Annotated in this window: 18 protein-coding genes; 2 read left to right on the top strand and 16 right to left on the bottom strand. The window is 70.7% G+C overall.

Features of this window, described 5'->3' with window-relative positions; translation table 11 throughout:
• Positions 1–61: 61 nt before the first annotated feature.
• From ligA to ABZ404_RS07960, 4 genes are read right to left on the bottom strand one after another with little or no spacing between them, the layout of a single operon-like run.
• On the bottom strand, positions 62–2,254 hold the full coding sequence (gene ligA, locus ABZ404_RS07975) for an NAD-dependent DNA ligase LigA (protein ID WP_358837335.1): 2,193 nt from the start codon (positions 2,252–2,254) through the stop codon (positions 62–64).
• Between the two features lie 31 nt (positions 2,255–2,285).
• Positions 2,286–3,314 (bottom strand): methionine synthase, encoded by a 1,029-nt coding sequence (locus ABZ404_RS07970; protein WP_358990248.1) that lies wholly within the window; start codon positions 3,312–3,314, stop codon positions 2,286–2,288.
• Positions 3,311–4,000: an SDR family oxidoreductase gene (locus ABZ404_RS07965; protein ID WP_358833222.1), complete on the bottom strand. Its 690-nt coding sequence runs from the start codon at positions 3,998–4,000 to the stop codon at positions 3,311–3,313. The genes ABZ404_RS07970 and ABZ404_RS07965 overlap by 4 nt, the downstream gene beginning before the upstream one ends.
• A gap of 16 nt (positions 4,001–4,016) precedes the next feature.
• A complete protein-coding gene (locus ABZ404_RS07960) occupies positions 4,017–4,556 on the bottom strand; it encodes a TIGR00730 family Rossman fold protein (RefSeq protein ID WP_358833223.1) in 540 nt (179 codons plus the stop codon).
• Positions 4,557–4,660: 104 nt separating this feature from the next.
• Here ABZ404_RS07960 and ABZ404_RS07955 point away from each other — a divergent pair, with 104 nt between their 5' ends.
• Complete coding sequence (locus tag ABZ404_RS07955; RefSeq protein WP_358833224.1) at positions 4,661–5,086, top strand: DUF427 domain-containing protein; 426 nt, start codon at positions 4,661–4,663, stop codon at positions 5,084–5,086.
• 66 nt (positions 5,087–5,152) lie between these two features.
• Here the strand turns inward: ABZ404_RS07955 and mnmA are convergent, their stop codons facing one another.
• The 4 genes from mnmA to ABZ404_RS07935 all read right to left on the bottom strand — a co-directional run bounded on the left by mnmA (position 5,153) and on the right by ABZ404_RS07935 (position 8,013).
• On the bottom strand, positions 5,153–6,277 hold the full coding sequence (gene mnmA, locus ABZ404_RS07950) for a tRNA 2-thiouridine(34) synthase MnmA (protein WP_358833225.1): 1,125 nt from the start codon (positions 6,275–6,277) through the stop codon (positions 5,153–5,155).
• Between the two features lie 100 nt (positions 6,278–6,377).
• Positions 6,378–7,547: a cysteine desulfurase family protein gene (locus tag ABZ404_RS07945; protein WP_358833226.1), complete on the bottom strand. Its 1,170-nt coding sequence runs from the start codon at positions 7,545–7,547 to the stop codon at positions 6,378–6,380.
• Positions 7,548–7,582: 35 nt separating this feature from the next.
• Positions 7,583–7,852 (bottom strand): DUF4190 domain-containing protein, encoded by a 270-nt coding sequence (locus ABZ404_RS07940; RefSeq protein ID WP_358833227.1) that lies wholly within the window; start codon positions 7,850–7,852, stop codon positions 7,583–7,585.
• A gap of 2 nt (positions 7,853–7,854) precedes the next feature.
• On the bottom strand, positions 7,855–8,013 hold the full coding sequence (locus ABZ404_RS07935; protein WP_358833228.1) for a hypothetical protein: 159 nt from the start codon (positions 8,011–8,013) through the stop codon (positions 7,855–7,857).
• Between the two features lie 93 nt (positions 8,014–8,106).
• Between ABZ404_RS07935 and ABZ404_RS07930 the strand changes: the two genes are divergently transcribed.
• On the top strand, positions 8,107–8,757 hold the full coding sequence (locus ABZ404_RS07930; protein ID WP_358833229.1) for a TetR family transcriptional regulator: 651 nt from the start codon (positions 8,107–8,109) through the stop codon (positions 8,755–8,757).
• Positions 8,758–9,179: 422 nt separating this feature from the next.
• Here ABZ404_RS07930 and ABZ404_RS07925 read toward each other — a convergent pair whose 3' ends face one another.
• From ABZ404_RS07925 to ABZ404_RS07890, 8 genes are all read right to left on the bottom strand, one after another.
• The gene (locus ABZ404_RS07925) at positions 9,180–10,025 is read right to left on the bottom strand and encodes a thioesterase family protein (protein ID WP_358833230.1); all 846 of its coding nucleotides are present in this window, start codon (positions 10,023–10,025) and stop codon (positions 9,180–9,182) included.
• A 143-nt stretch (positions 10,026–10,168) separates the two neighbouring features.
• Positions 10,169–10,825 (bottom strand): trimeric intracellular cation channel family protein, encoded by a 657-nt coding sequence (locus ABZ404_RS07920; protein WP_358833231.1) that lies wholly within the window; start codon positions 10,823–10,825, stop codon positions 10,169–10,171.
• Between the two features lie 173 nt (positions 10,826–10,998).
• Positions 10,999–12,405 (bottom strand): M1 family metallopeptidase, encoded by a 1,407-nt coding sequence (locus ABZ404_RS07915; protein WP_358833232.1) that lies wholly within the window; start codon positions 12,403–12,405, stop codon positions 10,999–11,001.
• Between the two features lie 96 nt (positions 12,406–12,501).
• Entirely contained in the window at positions 12,502–13,872 is a 1,371-nt protein-coding gene (locus ABZ404_RS07910; protein ID WP_358833254.1) for a dipeptide ABC transporter ATP-binding protein, read from the bottom strand.
• A gap of 50 nt (positions 13,873–13,922) precedes the next feature.
• Complete coding sequence (locus ABZ404_RS07905; protein ID WP_358833233.1) at positions 13,923–15,017, bottom strand: ABC transporter ATP-binding protein; 1,095 nt, start codon at positions 15,015–15,017, stop codon at positions 13,923–13,925.
• Positions 15,014–16,024 (bottom strand): ABC transporter permease, encoded by a 1,011-nt coding sequence (locus ABZ404_RS07900; RefSeq protein WP_358833234.1) that lies wholly within the window; start codon positions 16,022–16,024, stop codon positions 15,014–15,016. The genes ABZ404_RS07905 and ABZ404_RS07900 overlap by 4 nt, the downstream gene beginning before the upstream one ends.
• A gap of 103 nt (positions 16,025–16,127) precedes the next feature.
• Positions 16,128–17,885 carry an ABC transporter substrate-binding protein gene (locus ABZ404_RS07895; protein WP_358833235.1) on the bottom strand — a complete coding sequence of 586 codons (1,758 nt, stop codon included), beginning with the start codon at positions 17,883–17,885 and terminating at the stop codon, positions 16,128–16,130.
• Positions 17,886–17,950: 65 nt separating this feature from the next.
• Positions 17,951–18,949, bottom strand: coding sequence for an ABC transporter permease (locus ABZ404_RS07890; protein ID WP_358833236.1), 999 nt, complete (start codon positions 18,947–18,949; stop codon positions 17,951–17,953).
• Positions 18,950–19,100: the final 151 nt, after the last annotated feature.

The raw sequence follows: 19,100 nt of genomic DNA, 5'->3' as shown, positions 1-19,100 counted from the left end.
GCCGTCTGCTATGAGCCGAACGGGTGATGGCGGGCCGCCCGGGAGGAGCCCTCCACTCCTGTTATTCCCCTTCCTGTGCGCTCGGCACAGCCGCTTCGCGAGCAGCCTCGGGACCCTGTTCCAGCAGCACAGCGAACCCGTCCTCGTCGAGAACCGGAACCTTCAGCTGCATCGCCTTGTCGTACTTCGAACCAGGGCTGTCGCCGACGACGACGAAGGACGTCTTCTTGGAAACGGAACCGGTGACCTTCGCTCCACGGCTCTGGAGCGCTTCTTTCGCGCCATCTCTGGTGTGGTGGGCCAGCGTTCCGGTCACGACCACCGTGAGCCCCTCCAGGGGACGCGGTCCCTCGTCCTCGCCGGAGCGCTCGTCCTCCATGCGGACGCCCGCGGCCTTCCACTTGCGCAGGATCTCGCGGTGCCAGTCCTCCTCGAACCACTGCTTGAGCGAGGCCGCGATGATCCCGCCGACGCCCTCGACCGCCGCCAGTTCCTCCTGGGTGGCCTGTTCGATGCGCTCGATGGAGCGGAACTCGCGCGCCAGCGCCTCGGCGGCGACCGGGCCGACGTGACGGATCGACAGGCCGGTGAGGAACCGGGCCAGCGGGCGCTCCTTGGCGGCCGCGATGTTCTCCAGCATGGAGACCGCGTTCTTGCGCGGCTCGCCGTTCATGTTGGCGAAGACCAGGGCGGTCTTCTCCTCACCGGTCTTGGGGTCGCGCTTGGGCAGTCCGCTGTCCTGGTCCAGGACGTACGCCCGGATGGGGAGCAGCCGCTCCATCGTCAGGTCGAAGAGGTCTCCCTCGTCGAGCAGCGGCGGCTCGGCCGGCTCCAGCGGCTTGGTGAGGGCCGTGGCGGCCACATAGCCGAAGTTCTCGATGTCCAGGCTCTTGCGGCCCGCCAGGTAGAAGAGGCGCTCGCGCAACTGGGCGGGGCACGACCGCGCGTTGGGGCAGCGCAGATCGATGTCGCCCTCCTTCATGGGGCGCAGCGCGGTGCCGCACTCGGGGCACTCGGCGGGCATCACGAACTCCCGCTCGGTGCCGTCCCGCAGGTCCGTGACGGGGCCCAGGATCTCCGGGATGACGTCACCGGCCTTGCGCAGCACCACCGTGTCCCCGATGAGGACGCCCTTGGCCTTGACCACCTCCTGGTTGTGCAGGGTGGCGAACTCGACCTCGGAGCCCGCCACGGTCACCGGCTCCACCTGCGCGTACGGCGTGACGCGGCCGGTGCGGCCGACGCCGACGCGGATGTTGACGAGCTTGGTGTTGACCTCCTCCGGCGCGTACTTCCAGGCGATCGCCCAGCGCGGGGCGCGCGCGGTGGAGCCGAGGCGGCCCTGGAGGGGGATCTCGTCGAGCTTGACGACGACGCCGTCGATCTCGTGCTCCACCGAGTGGCGGTTCTCTCCGAAGTACGCGATGAAATCCCGCACCTCGTCCATGGAGGCGACCACCTTGTTGTGCTGGGCGGTGGGCAGCCCCCACTCGCGCAGCAGCTCGTACGCCTGCGAGAGGCGGTCGATGGTGAAGCCCTCGCGCGCGCCGATGCCGTGCACCACCATGTGGAGCGGGCGGGTGGCGGTGACCTTGGGGTCCTTCTGGCGCAGGGAACCGGCCGCCGCGTTGCGCGGGTTGGCGAACGGCTTGTCGCCCGCCTCCACCAGTCGGGCGTTCAGCCCCTCGAACGCCTCCATCGGGAAGTAGACCTCGCCCCGGATCTCCACCAGGTCGGGGACGCGGTCGCCCTTGAGGCGGTCGGGGATGTCCTCGATGGTGCGGACGTTGGGCGTGATGTCCTCGCCGGTGCGGCCGTCGCCGCGGGTGGCGGCGCGGGTCAGCCGCCCGTGCTCGTACGTCAGGTTGACCGCGAGGCCGTCGACCTTCAGCTCGCACAGGTAGTGGTAGCGGGCGGCGCCGACGTCCTTGGTGACGCGGTCCGCCCAGGCGGCCAGCTCCTCGTCGTCGAAGGCGTTGTCCAGCGACAGCATGCGCTCGCGGTGCTCCACCGCGGTGAAGTCCGTCTCGTACGCCCCCGCCACCTTCTGGGTCGGGGAGTCCGGGGTGCGCAGCTCCGGGTACTCCTCCTCCAGGGCCTCGAGACCGCGCAGCAGCTTGTCGAACTCGCCGTCGCTGATGACCGGCTGGTCCTTCACGTAGTACCGGAACCGGTGCTCCTCGACCTGCTCGGCGAGGAGCGCGTGCTTCTCCCGTGCGTCCGCGGGCACCACGTCGTTCTGTTCGCCAGCCACTGTCATGTCCTCCCGTTTCCCGTCTTCCCCGTCACTCAGGGTTGTCCGCGAGCGATCTCGCCGCCCGGACGCAGTGGGCGAGCGCGGCCCGGGCATACGCCGGCGACGCGCCCGCGAGCCCGCACGCCGGGGTGATCACGACGGACTCGGCGAGAGTCCCCGGATGCAGCCCCAACCTGCGCCACAACGTCCTGACACCCATGACGCTACCGGCAGGGTCTGACAATGGGCCGTCGGTGCCGCCGACCACTCCGGCGAAGAGCCGGGTGCCGCCCTCCACCGCCTCACCGATCACCTCGTCGTCACGCTCGGTGAGCAGGGAGAAATCGAACGAGACGGCGGCGGCGCCGGCGCGGCGCAGCAGGGCGAACGGCACGTCCGGGGCGCAGGAGTGGACCGCCACGGGGCCGTCGTGCACCGCCATGACATCGCGCAGCGCCGACTCGACGACCTGGCGGTCGACGGCCCGGTGGGTGCGGTAGCCGCTGGCGGTCCTGATCTGCCCGCGCAGGACGGCGGTGAGGGAGGGCTCATCGAGCTGGAGCAGGATCCGCGCGCCCGGCACCCGGCGGCGCACGTCCGCCAGGTGGCCGCGCAGCCCCTCGGCGAGCGACCCGGCCAGGTCGCGGCAGGCGCCCGGGTCACCGAGCGCGGCCTCGCCGCCGCGCAGCTCCAGGGCGGCGGCGAGCGTCCACGGCCCGACCGCCTGGACCTTGAGCGGACCCTCGTACCCCTGGGTGAACTCCTCCAGGGCGTCCAGGTCCTCGCCCAGCCAGGAGTGGGCCCGGCGGGTGTCGCGGCCCGGCCGGTCGCCGAGCCGCCAACCGCTGGGCTCCACGCGCGCGTACATCTCGACGAGCAGCCCGGCGGTGCGCCCGATCATGTCGGCGCCGGGGCCGCGCGCGGGCAGTTCGGGCAGGAAGGGGAAGTCGCCGGCCGAGCCCTCGGCGCCGATGAGGGAGCCGGTGACGGTCTTGGCGGCCTCGCGCGCGTCGCCGCCGGGCAGGGAGCCGACGCCGGTGGCGGAGCCCCAGGGGAAGTCGCTGGCGGTGTCGCTCATCGGCCCGGCCGCACCGTCAGGTCGTTGACCTCGGCGTCGCGCGGCAGGTCGAGCGCCATCACGATCGTGGTCGCCACCGACTCGGGGTCGATGTACTGCGCCGGGTCGTACGCCCTGCCCTCCTGCGAGTGCACCTTGGCCTGCATGGGACTGGCGGTGCGCCCCGGGTAGACGGAGGTGACGCGGACGCCGCCCGCGTGCTCCTCCTGGCGCAGCGAGTCGGCGAGCGCCTTGAGGCCGTGCTTGGAGGCGGCGTACGCGCCCCACTCGGCGTGCGCGGTGAGCCCGGCGCCGGAGTTCACGAACACGACGTGTCCGCGCGCCGCGCGCAGCTGGGGCAGGAAGAGCCGGGTGAGCTCGGCGGGCGAGATCAGGTTGGCGTTGAGCTGCTGGTGCCAGGTCTTGGGACGCAGGTCACCGATGGGGCCGAGGTCGACAACGCCCGCGATGTGCAGGAGGGAGTCGAGATGGTCCGGCATCGGCTGCATGCCGAGCGACTTGGAGATGCGGTCCGGGTCGGCGAGGTCGGCGACGAGCGTGCGGGCGCCGGGGAAGAGGGCCGCGAGTTCCTTGGCGCGTCCGGCGTCGCGGGCGAGCAGGACGAGTTCGTCGCCCCGTTCGTGGAGTCGGCGCGCCACCGCCGCGCCGATGCCGGAGCCCGCCCCAGTGATCAGGTGTGTAGCCATACCCGCCATGCTCGCACTACTGGACCCCTGCCGACTCCTCCAGGTAGGCGAGGGCCGCGACGCCGTCCTCCGCGAAGAAGACCAGGTCAGTGAGGGGCATCGGCAGGAAGCCCTCGTCCTCCATGCGGCGGAACTGCTCCTTGAGGCCGTCGTAGAACCCGGCGGTGTTGAGCAGCACCACCGGCTTGGTGTGCTTGCCGTGCTTCTTCAGCTCCAGGATCTCGGTGGCCTCGTCGAGGGTCCCGGTGCCACCGACCATGATCACGACGGCGTCGGCCTTCTCCAGCAGCAGCGCCTTGCGCTCGGCGAGGTCCCGGGCGAAGACCATCTCGTCGGCGTTCTCGCGGGCCGAGACGGCGAGGAAGTCGACAGAGACCCCGACGAGCCGTCCGCCCGCCTCCTGCACCCCGTCCGCGACGACCTTCATCAGCCCCCGGTCCGAGCCGCCCCACACCAGCGTGTGACCGCCCTTGCCGAGCAGCTCGGCGAAGTCACGGGCGGGGCCGGTGTAGCGCTCGTCGAGGTCGGCGGCGGAGAGGAAGACGCAGATGTTCATGGCTCAACCGTACGCCGGGAGGCCTCGGCCACTCGAACGGGTGAACAGTGGCCCGAACGGCGAATCGGGGGAACAAGCGCCGGGCGACGGGCCGTTGAGCGGGCATGACGACGATGCACACGATTCTCGCCGAGCCCACCGGCGCCGCGACGCCCCCGCCGGGCCCGCCGCCGCCCTTCGACCCGGACCACCTCGTCACGGCCGAGGCCGCCGGGGAGGACGCGCTGCGCGTCCGCGTGCTGTGGGACGGGCAGGTGCTCGCCGACAGCACCCGCCCCCTGCTGGTGCGCGAGGACGGCCTGCCCGTCCGCTACTACCTGCCGCCCGAGGACGTCCGCCTGGATCTGCTGAGCCCGTCGGACACCCGGACCACGTGCCCGTACAAGGGAGTTGCCGCGTACTGGTCGCTGCCGGACGCGCCGGACATAGCCTGGGCGTACCACGAGCCGCTGGCGGCGGTGGCGCTGATCAAGGACCACCTGTGCTTCGTCGGCCCGGTGACGGAGGCGGCCCAGGACGGCCCGGCCTAGCCTTGGCGCGGTAGAGGGCGCGGCCTGGACCGGGACCGGCCCGGCCCCGGCCCGTGCGGGCTCCGCTCAGGCCAGTGCCTCGGCGCGGCGCGTGGTGGTGGCGATCGTCGCCGAGCCCACCACCCGCGTGCCGTCGTACAGCACGATCGCCTGGCCGGGTGCGACGCCGCGCACCGGCTCGGCGAAGCTCACCACCAGCTCGTCACCCACCGGCTCCGCCGTCACCGTCGTCTCGCCGCCGTGGGCGCGCAGCTGCGCGGTGTACGTGCCGGGGCCCGCCGGGGCCTGACCGCACCAGCGGGGCCTGATCGCGGTGAGGCCGGTGACGTCCAGGGCCTCTACGGGACCGACGGTGACCGTGTTGTTCACCGGGGAGATGTCCAGGACATAGCGGGGCTTGCCGTCGGCGGCCGGGTGGCCGATGCGCAGACCCTTGCGCTGGCCGATGGTGAAGCCGTAGGCGCCCTCATGCGAGCCGACCTTGGTGCCGGACTCGTCGACGATGTCGCCCTCGGCCTTGCCGAGCCGCTTGGCGAGGAAGCCCTGGGTGTCGCCGTCGGCGATGAAGCAGATGTCGTGGCTGTCCGGCTTCTTGGCGACGGCCAGGCCGCGGCGCTCGGCCTCGGCGCGGATCTCGTCCTTGGTGGTGAGGGTGTCACCGAGCGGGAACATCGCATGGGCGAGCTGCTTCTCGTCCAGGACGCCGAGGACATAGGACTGGTCCTTGGCCATGTCGCTGGCGCGGTGCAGTTCGCGGCTGCCGTCCTCGTTCAGGACGACCGTGGCGTAGTGGCCGGTGCACACGGCGTCGAAGCCCAGGGCGAGTGCCTTGTCGAGCAGCGCGGCGAACTTGATCTTCTCATTGCAGCGCAGACACGGATTGGGGGTGCGGCCGGCTTCGTACTCGGCGACGAAGTCCTCGACCACGTCCTCGCGGAAACGCTCCGCGAGGTCCCAGACATAGAAGGGAATGCCGATAACATCGGCGGCACGACGGGCGTCGCGGGAGTCCTCGATGGTGCAGCAGCCCCGCGCGCCGGTCCGGAAGGACTGCGGGTTCGCGGAGAGGGCGAGGTGGACGCCGGTGACGTCGTGGCCCGCCTCGGCGGCTCGGGCGGCGGCGACGGCCGAGTCGACGCCACCGGACATGGCGGCGAGCACACGGAGGGGGCGCGGGGGTGTCTTCGTCATAGCACCCACCAGGGTACGTGCCGCGCGGGGCGGTCGGCTCGCGAGTATCCCGGCGCGGGGAAGCCGGGCGGGTCCGCGGGCCCGCCTCCCCCGCCGGGTGTCAGCTCAGCCCCGCCGTCCGCGCCCGTTCCACCGCCGGGCCGATCGCCTTCGCCACGGCCTGGACGTCGGCTTCGGTGGAGGTGTGGCCGAGGGAGAAGCGCAGGGTGCCCCTGGCCAGGTCGGGGGGTGTGCCGGTGGCGAGCAGGACATGGCTGGGCTGGGCCACGCCCGCCGTGCAGGCCGAGCCGGTGGAGCACTCGATGCCCTGGGCGTCCAGGAGCAGCAGGAGGGAGTCGCCCTCGCAGCCGGGGAAGGTGAAGTGCGCGTTCGCGGGGAGGCGGCCGCCGGGGGCGGGGTCGCCGCCCAGGATGGCCTCCGGGACCGCCGTGCGGACGGCTTCGACGAGCTGGTCGCGCAGCCCGCCGACCTCGCGCGCGAAGTCGGCGCGGCGCTCGGCGGCCAGCCGGCCCGCCACGGCGAACGCGGCGATGGCGGGGACGTCCAGCGTGCCGGAGCGCACATGACGCTCCTGGCCGCCGCCGTGCAGCACGGGGACGGGGGTGTACTCACGGCCGAGCAGCAGCGCCCCGATGCCGTACGGGCCGCCGATCTTGTGGCCCGAGACGGTCATCGCGGCGAGGCCGGAGGCGGCGAAGTCGACGTCGAGCTGGCCCACCGCCTGGACCGCGTCGGCGTGCAGCGGGATGTCGAACTCGCGTGCCACGGCGGCGAGTTCGGCCACCGGCAGGACCGTGCCGATCTCGTTGTTGGCCCACATGACGGTGGCCAGGGCCACGTCGGAGGGGTCGCGCGCGATCGCGTCGCGCAGGGAGTCGGGGTGCACCCGCCCGTAGCGGTCGACGGGAAGGTATTCGACGGTCGCGCCCTCGTGCTCGGCGAGCCAGTGGACCGCGTCGAGCACGGCGTGGTGCTCGACGGGGCTGGCCAGGACCCGGACCCTGCGCGGGTCGGCGTCGCGGCGGGCCCAGTACAGGCCCTTGACGGCGAGGTTGTCGGCCTCGGTGCCGCCGGCCGTGAAGACGACTTCGCTGGGCCGGGCGCCGAGCGCCTCGGCGAGCTCCTCGCGGGCCTCCTCGGCGGTACGGCGGGCCCGGCGCCCGGCGGCGTGCAGCGAGGACGCGTTGCCGGTGGCGGTGAGCTGGGCGGTCATCGTCTGGACCGCCTCCGGGAGCATCGGAGTGGTGGCGGCGTGGTCGAGGTAAGCCATGGTGGGCCCGATTCTACGAGCCACCGGGACCGGCCTCAGGCGCCGAGCCCCCAGGAGACGGTTCCGTCGGCCATGACCAGGGCCGCGAGCACCGCGAGGTCGGCGAGACCGAGGGCGAGTCCCAGCCAGGCGCGGCCGCGGCGGACGGTGCCGTACCGCAGGGCGAGGCTCGCCAGCACGATGGCCATCGGGCCGAGTACGACGTTCATGACCAGCAGGCCGAGCAGTCCGAGGACGAAGGAGGCGACGGCCATGCCGTCGGCGTCCTTGTCACGGGCACGGCGGCGGTTCAGGACGAGATCCATGGTCAGGCCCTTCGGTGCGACGAGACGCGTTCACGTACGGCGAAGACGATCAGCCAGAGCCCGATGGCGCCGGCGACGGCCAGGGTGACCGGGAGCGGAAGGTGCGCCGCTGAGCCCAGCACGACCCCCAGCAGGAGGAGGGCTGCGACGAGGAAAAGCATGAGTGCCTCTCAAGTCGATTTCGGAGTACGACTGTTCACTGACTACCCAGTCTAGCCTTTTCAAAATCAGCGAACGGTTGTTTACTGAGTGGTATGAGCCACACTCTCGGGATCCGGCAGGCACAGAAGCAGAAGACGCGTCAGGCGCTCATGGACGCGGCCCTCGCCCTGCTGGAGCACCAGAGCCTCAGCAGCCTGGGGTTGCGCGAGGTCACCCGGGCCGTGGGGGTCTCCCCCGCCGCGTTCTACCGGCACTTCAGGGACACGGCCGACCTGGGGGTCGCGCTGGTGGAGGGGGCGCTCGGGAGTCTGCACGCGACGATCCGGGCGGTGATGGTGACCACCGGGGAGAGCGAGGAGCGCATCGACCGGGCGGTGTCGCTGATCGCCGCGCATGTGCGGGCGCATCCGGCGCATGTCCGCTTCATCGCGCGCGAGCGGCACGGCGGGGTGGCGTCGGTGCGGGAGGCCATCAAGGTGCAGCTGCGCCGGTTCGCGGAGGAGGTGGCGGCGGCGCTGGGGGCGGATCCGGAGTCGCGGGGCTGGAGCGCGGAGGATCTGCTGATGCTGGCGGGGGTGTACGTGGATCACATGGTGATGACGGCCTCCGCGATCCTGGAGGCGGGGGCGGGGGCCGCGTGCGACGGGGAGGAGGCGGCCACGCTCGCCGAGGAGGCGGTCATCGCCACCGCGCGGCGCCAGTTGCGACTGGTGACGCTGGGGCGTCGGCACTGGTTGGACTGATCGGGGCCGGGCGTTCGTCTGCGGGTGCGTGGGGGCTGGTCGCGCAGTTCCCCGCGCCCCTGAAAGTGCCCCGGTACCGCAAGCGCACCGGCAGACCCCCGCGCCCCTGACCACCAAGCGGCCCAAGAGACCGCGCGACCGAACCAGGACAACTCACCGACGAAGCCCTCACCCACGTTGGGCCCGCCAGGGCCCACGAAGGGGCGCGGGGAACTGCGCGACCAGCCCAAGACAACCCGCAGACGAAAGCCCCACCCGAGAAGGGCCCGCCAGGGCCCACCAAGGGGCGCGGGGAACTGCGCGACCAGCCCAGGACAACCCGCAGACGAAAGCCCCACCCAAGATGGGCCTGCCAGGGCCCGCCAAGGGGCGCGGGGGACTGCGCGGGCAACCCCCACCGGCCCGCGGACAAAGACCGGGCGTCAGGGCTGCCGCTGCGCCCGGGCCAGTTGGCGGGACTGGGCCACCAGGCGGTCCGCGCTGTCCCAGACCTCCGCGTCCTCCTCCAGGAAGCCCCCCGCCAGGTTGCGCGTGGTGATGGAGACGCGCAGGGGGCCCGGGGCCGGGCGGCAGCGGATGTGGACGGTGAGCTCGACCGTGGGCGTCCAGCCCGTCAGGCCCATCTCGAACGCCGTGGGCGGCAGCGCGTCGACCGCGAGCAGCAGCGAGTACGGGTCGGCGTCCCGGCCGTCGGCCAGACCGAACCAGCCGCGCATCTCGCCCTTGCCGGAGGGCGCGCCGACCGCCCAGCCGAGCGTGGTCGGGTCCAGCTTCAGCATCAGCCGGTCGGTGATGGCCGAGCTGCCCGGGATCGGGGCGGGGCCGTCGTCCGGGCCGAGGCAGTGCTCGATCGGCGGGATCACGGGCGGCTTGGCGGTGGTGCGTACGTCGTCCGGGAGCGCGTCCAGGTCGCCGTAGGAGGCGAGGACGCGGATGCGCTCGACCTCGGCGCCGTTCTCGTCGTACTGGAAGAGCGAGGCCTGGCCGGTGGAGAGCGTACGGCCGGTGCGCACGCGCTGGGTGCGGACGACGGCCGGGCCCGGGGACGAGGGCGTGAGGTAGTGGGCCGTCACGCTGAACGGGTCCGCGTGCGGGAGCGCCTGACCGAGTGTGCGGCCGAGGAGGGCGAGGAGGTAGCCGCCGTTCACGGCGTGGATGATCGTCCATCCGGCCGAGAGGTGGGCGTCGTAGACGCCGTCTTCGTCTGCGCGCGGGGTGACGGCGGTGTCGCGGTCGAACTCGCTGTCCCCGATCGTTGCCTGTGCCATGCGGACACCGTACACGGGGACGTTACTGAGCGGTAGCTTTTTTCTCGTCCGAGCCGAGCCGACCGGGCAGCCGAGCCGCGCCGAGTCGGCCGGGGCACCCCGAGCGGCCGGGGCACCCCGAGCGGCCTGGCCCCCGCTCCTCCCTACTCCTCCGCCGCCGCGCTCCGCCTGTTCCACGCCCTCGGCGCCCGCCAGTGGTAGTGCATCGCCGCCAGGCGCAGCAGGAACGCGGCGACCACGGCGAATCCGCTGGTCAGCGCGTTGAGAGTGTCGAAGCGGATGCACAGCGCCACGATCGTGGCGCCCACGATCGCCGGCACCGCGTAGAGGTCGCGGTCCCAGCGGAGCAGGGACGGGACCTCGTTGGCCAGGACGTCGCGCAGTACACCGCCGCCGACCGCCGTGGCCAGGCCCAGGGTGGCGGAGGAGGTGAGGCCGAGCCCGTAGTCGTACGCCTTCGTCGTGCCCGTGACGCAGAACAGGCCGAGGCCCGCCGCGTCGAAGACGTTCACCGCGCGCTGGGTGCGCTCGACCTGGGGATGGAGGAAGAAGACCAGGACGGCGGCGAGCAGCGGGGTGAGGAAGTAGCCGAGATCGCTGAACGCGGCGGGCGGCACCGCGCCGATGATCAGATCCCGGAACAGCCCTCCGCCCAGCGCGGTGACCTCGGCCAGGACCGCGATGCCGAACACGTCGAAGTTCTTGCGTACGGCGAGCAGCGCGCCGGAGATCGCGAAGACGAAGATCCCGGCGAGGTCCAGCGAATGCTGGACGGAAGGGGTGAACAGTTCGTGGAGCACCCGACATTTTTACCCCGCGCCTGTTCGGCGCTCGAACACGCCGGGTGCTCCCGCCCGGCCGGTACCCCGCCCGGCAACCGGACCCGCCCGGCAACCGGACCGCCCGTCAACCGGACCCGCCCGCTACCAGGACCGCCCGGCCACCAGGCCCGCCGGCTACCGGACCCGCTCTCCTACCAGGCCGGCTTGCCGGTCGTGTGGATCCAGGTCTGGAAGAGGTCGTCCAGTTGCTGTCCCGAGATCTTCTCGGCCAGCGCGATGAACTGGGCCGTGTCGGCGTTGCCGTACCGGTGCAGCCTGGTCCACGTCGGCAGCAGTCTGAAGAACGCCTTGTCCCCGATGCGCTCGCGCAGCACCTGGAGTGTCAGCGCGCCGCGCCGGTAGACGGCCCCGGCGAACATCGTGTCGCGCTGCGGGTCCGCCACCTCCCGCTGCCAGAACGGGTCGTCGGCGGGCACCCGGTTGTAGTAGGCGCGGGCCAGGTCGTGCGCGGTGCCCCGGCCCTTGTGCTCCTCCCACAGCCACTGCGCGTAGCTCGCGAAGCCCTCGTTGAGCCAGATGTCCTTCCACTGCGCCACCGAGACCGAGTCCCCGAACCACTGGTGGGCGAGCTCGTGGACGATCGTGGTCTCGTTGCGCACCGCCGAGTACGCGGGCTTGGACTGCACTTCGAGCGAGAAGCCCGCCTGCGGCATGTCGTCGACGATCGCGCCCGTCTCCTCGAACGGGTACGGGCCGAAGACCTGGGACCAGTAGTCGGTGGCCTCGGCGGTGACCGCGTACACGTCGACCTGGTTCTGGTTCTTCAGGACGGGGTCGACGGCCACGTAGATCGGCGTCCCGGCCGGGGTCTTCCCCCGCTTCACGTCGAAGACGCCGATGGTCGCGGTGGCCAGGTAGGTCGCCATCGGCCGGTTCTCGCGCCAGTGGAAGTAGGAGCGGCCGCCCCGGTCGTACGAGGAGAGCAGACGGCCGTTGGAGACGCCGGTCAGGCCCTTGGGCGCGTCGATGCGGATGTCGTAGGTGGCCTTGTCGGCGGGGTGGTCGCTGGAGGGGAACCAGGTGGAGGCGGCGTTCGGCTCGCAGGCCACGAAGACGCCGTCCTTGGTCTTCATCCAGCCGTAGTCGGAGCCGAAGACGATGGGCCCGTTCAGGGCGACGGGGACTCCGCCGTAGACGACGGTCACCACGAACTCGCTGCCCCTGCGCAACTTGTGACGCGGTGTCACCACGATCTCGTCGCCGTCGCGGGTGAAGTCGGCCGGTCTGCCGTTCACCCGTATCGCGTCGACGGAGAGCTTCTGGAGGTCGAGGTCGAAGCGGGTGAGGGTCTGGGTGGCGCGGGCGGTGAGGGTGGTACGCCCGTCGAGCCGGCCGGTGTCCGGGTTGTAGCTGACGCCGAGGTCGTAGTGGAGGGCGTCGAAGCCGCCGTTGCCGAGGTCGGGGAAGTAGGGGTCGCCGATCCCGGCGGCGCCGGGCGAGCCGCCGCCGGGTGCGGCGGCGATGGTGAAGGCCGAGGCCGCCGCGGTGGCGAGGGCGAGCAGCCGTGAGGTGCGACGTGCCGAACGGGAGAGTGCCATGAGTCTGCCCTTCGAACGCGTTTCCGTGCGTACGGACAGGCAGACTCTGCACTCTCCCGTTTCGGCGTGAACATGACTTTGCCGAACCGTCATGCGTTACTTGTCGGTTGACTCCTGAGCGGGAGCGTCCGGTCCGTCCGCGCCCGGTCCGTCCGCGTCCGGCGTCCCGGCGGCCTCCACGGGCGCGGCCCCGGCGGTCGCTGCGGTCGCGGCGGCCTGGCCTGCCGCCGTGGCCCCGGGGGCCGCCGTCTCCTCGGCACTCGCTACCGCCTCGGCGGTCGCCACGGCCTCGGCCGCGACCTCCGCCCGCGCCGTCGCCTCGGCCGCCGCCTCCGCCCCGGCCGCCGCCTCCGCCCCGGTCTCCGGCTCCGCCGGGCCGGTCTCCGCCGTCCCGCCCTTGGGCGCCGACAGCTCGACCGCCTCCCGCGCCTGCGGCAGCACCGCCTCGCCCGGGACCTGGTCCGGGGCGTTCTCCGGGTGGTGGCAGGCCACCTGGTGGCCGGTCTTCAGGGCGATCAGCGGCGGCTCCTGCGTCTTGCAGACCTCCGTCGCCTTCCAGCAGCGGGTGTGGAAGCGGCAGCCGCTCGGCGGCGAGATGGGCGAGGGAACGTCGCCCTTGAGCAGGATGCGCTCGCTCTTGACGCCCTTGCGCTTGGGGTCCGGCACCGGCACCGCGGAGAGCAGCGCCTTGGTGTACGGGTGCATGGGGGCGGCGTACAGCGACTTGCGGTCGGCGATCTCCACGATCTTGCCGAGGTACATCACCGCGATCCGGTCCGAGACGTGCCGGATGACCGACAGGTCGTGGGCGATGATCACGTACGTGAGGCCCAGCTCGGTCTGGAGGTCGTCCAGGAGGTTGACCACCTGCGCCTGGATCGACACGTCGAGCGCCGAGACCGGCTCGTCCGCCACGACCAGCTTCGGGTTGAGCGCGAGCGCGCGGGCGATGCCGATGCGCTGGCGCTGGCCGCCGGAGAACTCGTGCGGATAGCGGTTGTAGTGCTCGGGGTTGAGGCCCACCAGCGCCATCAGCCGCTGGACCTCCTTCTTCACCCCGCCCTCGGGCGTGACGCCCTGGAGCCGGAACGGGGTGGAGACGATCCCGCCGATGGTGTGGCGCGGGTTCAGCGAGCCGTACGGGTCCTGGAAGATCATCTGCATGTCACGCCGGAGCGGACGCATCTTCCCGGCCGACATGTGCGTGATGTCGTGGCCCTCGAACTCGACCTTGCCGCCGGTCGGTTCGAGCAGCCGGGTCACCAGCCGGCCCATCGTCGACTTGCCGCAGCCCGACTCGCCCACCACGCCGAGGGTCTCACCCGGCATGACGTCGAAGGAGACGCCGTCGACCGCCTTGACCGCGCCGGTCTGCCGCCCGAGCAGCCCCTTCTTGATGGGGAAGTGCTTGGTGAGCCCCTCCACCCGCAGAAGCGGCTCGGGCGAGGCGGCCGACTGCTCCGGGATCGCCTTCTCGGTGCCCTCGGTGCCCGGGACGGGCTTCTTCTCGCTCTCGCTCACAGCTTCGGCGCAATCTCTTCGGTCCAGATACGGGTCCGCTCCTCCTGCGACATGTGGCAGGCCGAGAAGTGCCCTTCGGCGTCGTCCCACTGCTTGAGCTCGGGACGCACGGTGCGCGTGACGTTGTCCTTGGGGAGGTCCGCGTACGGGCAGCGCGGGTTGAAGGCGCAGCCGGACGGCACGTTGATCAGCGACGGCGGCGAGCCCTTGACGGGGATCAGCCGGTCGGTCTCCTCGCGGTCGATGCGCGGCATCGATCCCAGCAGGCCCCAGGTGTAGGGGTGCTGGGGCTCGTAGAAGACTTTCTCGGCGGGTCCGCGCTCGATGCACCGGCCGCCGTACATCACCAGGAGGTCGTCCGCCATCTCGGCGACCACGCCGAGGTCGTGCGTGATCATGATGACCGCGGAGCCGAACTCCTTCTGCAGATCGCGGATCAGGTCCAGGATCTGCGCCTGGACGGTGACGTCCAGGGCGGTGGTCGGCTCGTCCGCGATCAGCAGCTCCGGGTTGTTGACCAGCGCCATCGCGATCATCGCGCGCTGGCGCATACCGCCGGAGAACTCGTGCGGGTAGGAGTCCACGCGCTTGCGCGGCTCGGGGATGCCGACCCGGTCGAGCATCTCGATGGCCCGGGTTTTGGCGACCTTCTTGGAGACCTCGTTGTGGACCCGGTAGGCCTCCACGATCTGGGCGCCGACCGTGTAGTACGGGTGCATCGCCGAGAGCGGGTCCTGGAAGATCATCGCCATCTTCCGGCCGCGCAGCCGCCGCACGTGGTCGGGGTCGGCGCCGATCAGCTCCTCGCCGTCCAGCCACACCTCGCCGGAGATCTGCGCGTTGGCGCTGCGGTGCAGCCCCATCACGCCGAGCGAGGTCACCGACTTGCCGGAGCCGGACTCGCCCACGATGCCGAGGGTCTGGCCGGGCTTGATGTCGAAGCTGACCCCGTCGACGGACTTGACCAGGCCGTCGTCGGTGTTGAAGTGGATGCGCAGGTCCCGTACGGAGAGGAAGGCCTCCCCGGCGTCGGCGGGGCGCTCGGCCACCGGCTCGCCGACGGCCGCGCCGGTCTTGTTCAGGTCGCTCACGAGAGCCTCACCCTGGGGTCGATCGCGGCGTACACCAGGTCCACCAGCAGATTGCAGAGAACGATGAAGAAGGCGGCGACCAGGGTCACACCCATGACGATCGGGAGATCGTTGTTCTGGACGCCCTTGACCGCGTAGAAGCCGAGGCCCTGGAAGGAGAAGACCTGTTCGGTGATGACCGCGCCACCGACGAGAAGACCGAAGTCCATGCCGAAGATGGTGACGATCGGGGTGAGCGCGGCGCGCAGGCCGTGCTTGCCGACGACGGTCCGCTCCCGCAGGCCCTTGGCGCGGGCGGTGCGGATGTAGTCCTCGCCCATGGTCTCCAGCATCCCGGCCCGGGTGAGCCGGGCGTAGAGCGCGGAGTAGAGGAAGGCGAGGCTGCACCAGGGGATCAGCAGGTTCCAGGCCCAGTCGGCCGGGTTCTCCGTGAACGGTACGTAGTTCACACCGTCCCAGATGGGCCATTGGACGGTGAACAGCCCCAGGAACAGCATTCCGGTGAAGAAGATCGGGAGGGAGACGCCGGCGAGGGCGACGCCCATGAAGAAGCGGTCCAGGAAGGAGCCCCGCTTGAGGGCGGAGACGACACCGACCGCCACACCGGAGATCAGCCAGATCACGGCCGCGCCGATGGCCAGCGAGAAGGTGATCGGGATGCGCTTGGTCAGCTCTGGCCAGACCTCGACGTGGTTCCTGAACGAGTAGCCGAAGCAGGGAGCGTGGCAGACCGACGCGTCGGGACCGAACTGGTAGGTCGCGCCGACGAAGATCTGCTTGATGAAGTGCCAGTACTGCTCGTAGAGCGGTTGATCGAACCCGAGGTTCTTCTTCACCGCGGCGATCGCACCGGCATTGGCGTCCTTGCCCACGTACTGGGCGGCCAGCTGGTCCATCGTCTGGCCGGCGAGCCGGGGCACCAGGAAGTAAATCGCGAAGGTGACCGCGCTGACGATCAGCAGCAGGACCACCGCGCCGAAAACGCGTCGGATGATGTACGCAGCCACAGCTGTCCGGCAGCCGGTGCCCGCCAGGCCGGGGGTCTCCCGACCCGGCGGGCACCGGTGCCTTCACCTGCCTTTCAAAGAAACTCGGGGGTTCGACCGCTACTTACTTGGAGGAACCCATCAGCAGGTAGTCGTACATACCGAGGTACGCCTGGGTGACGGTGACGTTGGTGGCCGACGTCGGGCGGAACAGCAGGTTCTTGCGGTAGATCAGCGGAACGGCGGAGGCGTTCTCGGCGACCATCTTGTCGATGTCGCCCCAGGCCTTCTCACGGGCGGTCTTGTCCGTGTTGGAGATCGCGTCGTTCAGCGCCTTGTTGATCGCCGGGTCGTTCAGCTCCTGGACGTTGTTGCCACCGGACGGCTTGATGGCCGCGCCGTTGATGATCTGGTCCAGGAAGCCGAAGCCGGTCGGCCAGTCGGCACCCCACGCGGTCATGAGCATGCCGAGCTTGTGGTCGTGCACGTACTGCGGGTTGCCGGCGAAGTTCTGGAAGTACTTGCCCGCGGGGAAGGACTTGATCTCGGCGTTGATGTTGAGCTTCTTCAGCGACGCCTGGACCGCGGTGGCCATGGCCATCTCGGACGGGCGGTCGGAGCGGGCCGTCAGGTTGGTCGAGAAGCCGTTCGGCTGACCGCACTGCTTGAGCTCGTCCTTGGCCTTGGCCTCGTCACCCTTGTCACCAGGGGTCTCGTACAGGTTGAACTTGGCGTAGCCGTTGACCGACGGCGGCAGCAGCGTCGTGGCGACGTCGCCCTTGGGCGCGCCACCCGCGGCGGCCTGGATCGACGCCTTGTCGATGCCCCACTGGACGGCCTTGCGGCAGTGGATGTTGTCGAACGGGGCGACGTTCACGTTCAGACCGATGTACGAGGTCGCGCCGGCGTACGAACCGTCCGTCTGCGCCTTCAGCTTCGCGCTGGTGATGACCTTCGGCTGCGTCTGCGGGGCGACACCGGTGCCGGCCGCGTCGACCGTCAGGTTGTCCGCGAGCAGCTCGTTGTCGACCGTGACCGCGTTGACCTGGAACCGGATGCTGATCTTGTCGGGCAGCGCCGGGCGGTTCGGGTCGGTCTTCGGGTCCCACTGCGGGTTGCGGACGAGGGTGGCGCTCTTGCCCTCCTCGTACGACTCGAACTTGTACGGGCCGGAGGAGACGATGTGCTGGACGTAGGTCGCGCCCTTGTCCTTGTCCCTCGGCACCGGCGCCGTCTGCGAGAACGTCGCCAGGTAGTCGAAGTCCGCGAAGGCGTCCTTCAGCTTGAAGACGATGGTGGAGTCGTCCGGGGTCTCGATGGACGCGATGCCCTTGGGGTCCTTGTTCTTGTACGGACCCTCGTACTTGTCGCCACCCTCCAGGTGGGACTTGAAGTACGTCGGACCGTTGGACAGGGCCTCGGGGGCGAAGTTCGAGCGCTCGACGGCGTACTTGACGTCCTTCGAGGTGATCGGCGTGCCGTCCTCGAACTTGAGGCCCTTCTTCAGGGTGTACGTCCACGTCTTGGCGTCGGCGCTGGGCTTGCCGAGCGACTCCGCGAGGTCCGGGACCACGGTCAGGCCGTCCTTGCCGGGGGCCGGCTTGAACGTGGTGAGCGTACGGCCGTACAGGCGGGAGAAGTTCTGCACCCAGCCGTAGTACGTGTTGCCCGGGTCCAGGGAGTCCGGCACGTCCGTCATGGCGTACGTGGCGGTGCCCCCCTTCTTGTCGGACTTGTTCACGATCTGGGTGAGGGCCGCGTCGGCGGCGCTCTTACCGCTCTTGCCCTTGGAGTCGTCGTCCTTGGAGTCGTTGCACGCGGTGGCCCCCAGCGTCAGCGCCACGGCGGTAGCGATCAGAACGGTCGCTTTTCTCGTCTTCACCTGAGGAATGCCCCCTTTTGGGATGGTTGCGGCAGATGTGTCGTTGTGTGGAAGGTGCCGCGTGCTTACTTGCCTCGCGGGTCGAGGGCGTCTCGCAGCCCGTCGCCCAGCAGGTTGAACGCCAGGACCGTGATGAAGATGGCCAGGCCCGGCACGATCATGTACTGCGGGTCCGCCTCGTAGAGGTCGGTCGCGGTGGTGAGCATTCCGCCCCACGATGCCTGCGGCGGCGCGATGCCGACGCCGAGGAAGCTGAGGCCGGCCTCGAACAGGATGTTCGTGGGGATCAGGAGCGTCGCGTAGACCAGGATCGGCGCCACCAGGTTCGGCAGCAGCTCCCGGACCAGGATGAACGGGCCGCGCGCGCCGAGGCTCTTGGCGGCCTCGACGAACTCGCGCTCGCGCAGGCTGAGCGTCTGGGCCCGGACGATACGGCCCATGTACGGCCAGCTGAAGAAGCCGATCACGAAGATCAGCACACAGATCCTCAGAGGCAGCCCGGTCAGTCCGAACGCCCCGTCCTGGAGCGACGCGGAGATCGAGATGGCGAAGAGCAGCAGCGGGAACGCCAGGAACACGTCCATCGCGCGGCTGATCAGCGTGTCCGCCCAGCCGCCGTAGAACCCTGCCGTGACGCCCATGATCACGCCGATGACCACCGAGAGCAGCGTGGCGCCGCCCGCGACGAGCAGCGACACCCAGGAGCCCTCGATGATGCGGGACAGGATGTCGCGCCCGTACTGCGGGTCGACACCCAGCGGGTGCTCCCAGCTCATGCCGCCCCAGGCACCCTTGGGCGCCAGCAGGGCCGGGTCGATCAGGTCCTGGTGGAACTCGTTCGGGTCGAGCCCGAACGCCCACTGGATGGGCTTGGAGAGAACGGCGAGCAGGACGAGCAGGACGACGACGACGCCACCGGCGACCGCGAGTTTGTCGCGCTTGAAGCGCGTCCAGGCGATCTGTCCGAGCGAACGGCCTTCGATCTGGCTCTGCTTGGCCCCCGTGAGTACTGCCTCCGGCGGCACCTCGGCAGCCGATCCGGTGGTCTCGAGCGGTGCGGTCACAGTGCCTCTGACCCCTCCCGGCCGGCGGATGGCCGGCCCGTACCAGCCGCTGTGGCGGCTTGTTCCATCAGGTGGTGCGGTGATCTGCGACGGGCCAACGGGCCCTTGTTAGCCGGGAGTCTTCAACGCGTTCGCGATCACCCGCCAGACC

The organism is Streptomyces sp. NPDC005878 (assembly GCF_040629815.1).
GTDB lineage: Bacteria > Actinomycetota > Actinomycetes > Streptomycetales > Streptomycetaceae > Streptomyces.
Note: the sequence above shows the minus strand (reverse complement) of the source record. Positions and strands in the feature narration are given on the sequence as shown.

Coding starts and splice junctions, on each gene's coding strand:
- ABZ404_RS07970 (WP_358990248.1), bottom strand. CDS start 3,314: ATGAGCGACACCGCCAGCGACTTCCCCTGGGGCTCCGCCACCGGCGTC.
- ABZ404_RS07935 (WP_358833228.1), bottom strand. CDS start 8,013: ATGCTTTTCCTCGTCGCAGCCCTCCTCCTGCTGGGGGTCGTGCTGGGC.
- ABZ404_RS07945 (WP_358833226.1), bottom strand. CDS start 7,547: ATGGCTTACCTCGACCACGCCGCCACCACTCCGATGCTCCCGGAGGCG.
- mnmA (WP_358833225.1), bottom strand. CDS start 6,277: ATGACGAAGACACCCCCGCGCCCCCTCCGTGTGCTCGCCGCCATGTCC.
- ABZ404_RS07960 (WP_358833223.1), bottom strand. CDS start 4,556: ATGAACATCTGCGTCTTCCTCTCCGCCGCCGACCTCGACGAGCGCTAC.
- ABZ404_RS07965 (WP_358833222.1), bottom strand. CDS start 4,000: ATGGCTACACACCTGATCACTGGGGCGGGCTCCGGCATCGGCGCGGCG.
- ABZ404_RS07915 (WP_358833232.1), bottom strand. CDS start 12,405: ATGGCACTCTCCCGTTCGGCACGTCGCACCTCACGGCTGCTCGCCCTC.
- ABZ404_RS07940 (WP_358833227.1), bottom strand. CDS start 7,852: ATGGATCTCGTCCTGAACCGCCGCCGTGCCCGTGACAAGGACGCCGAC.
- ABZ404_RS07930 (WP_358833229.1), top strand. CDS start 8,107: ATGAGCCACACTCTCGGGATCCGGCAGGCACAGAAGCAGAAGACGCGT.
- ABZ404_RS07925 (WP_358833230.1), bottom strand. CDS start 10,025: ATGGCACAGGCAACGATCGGGGACAGCGAGTTCGACCGCGACACCGCC.
- ABZ404_RS07955 (WP_358833224.1), top strand. CDS start 4,661: ATGACGACGATGCACACGATTCTCGCCGAGCCCACCGGCGCCGCGACG.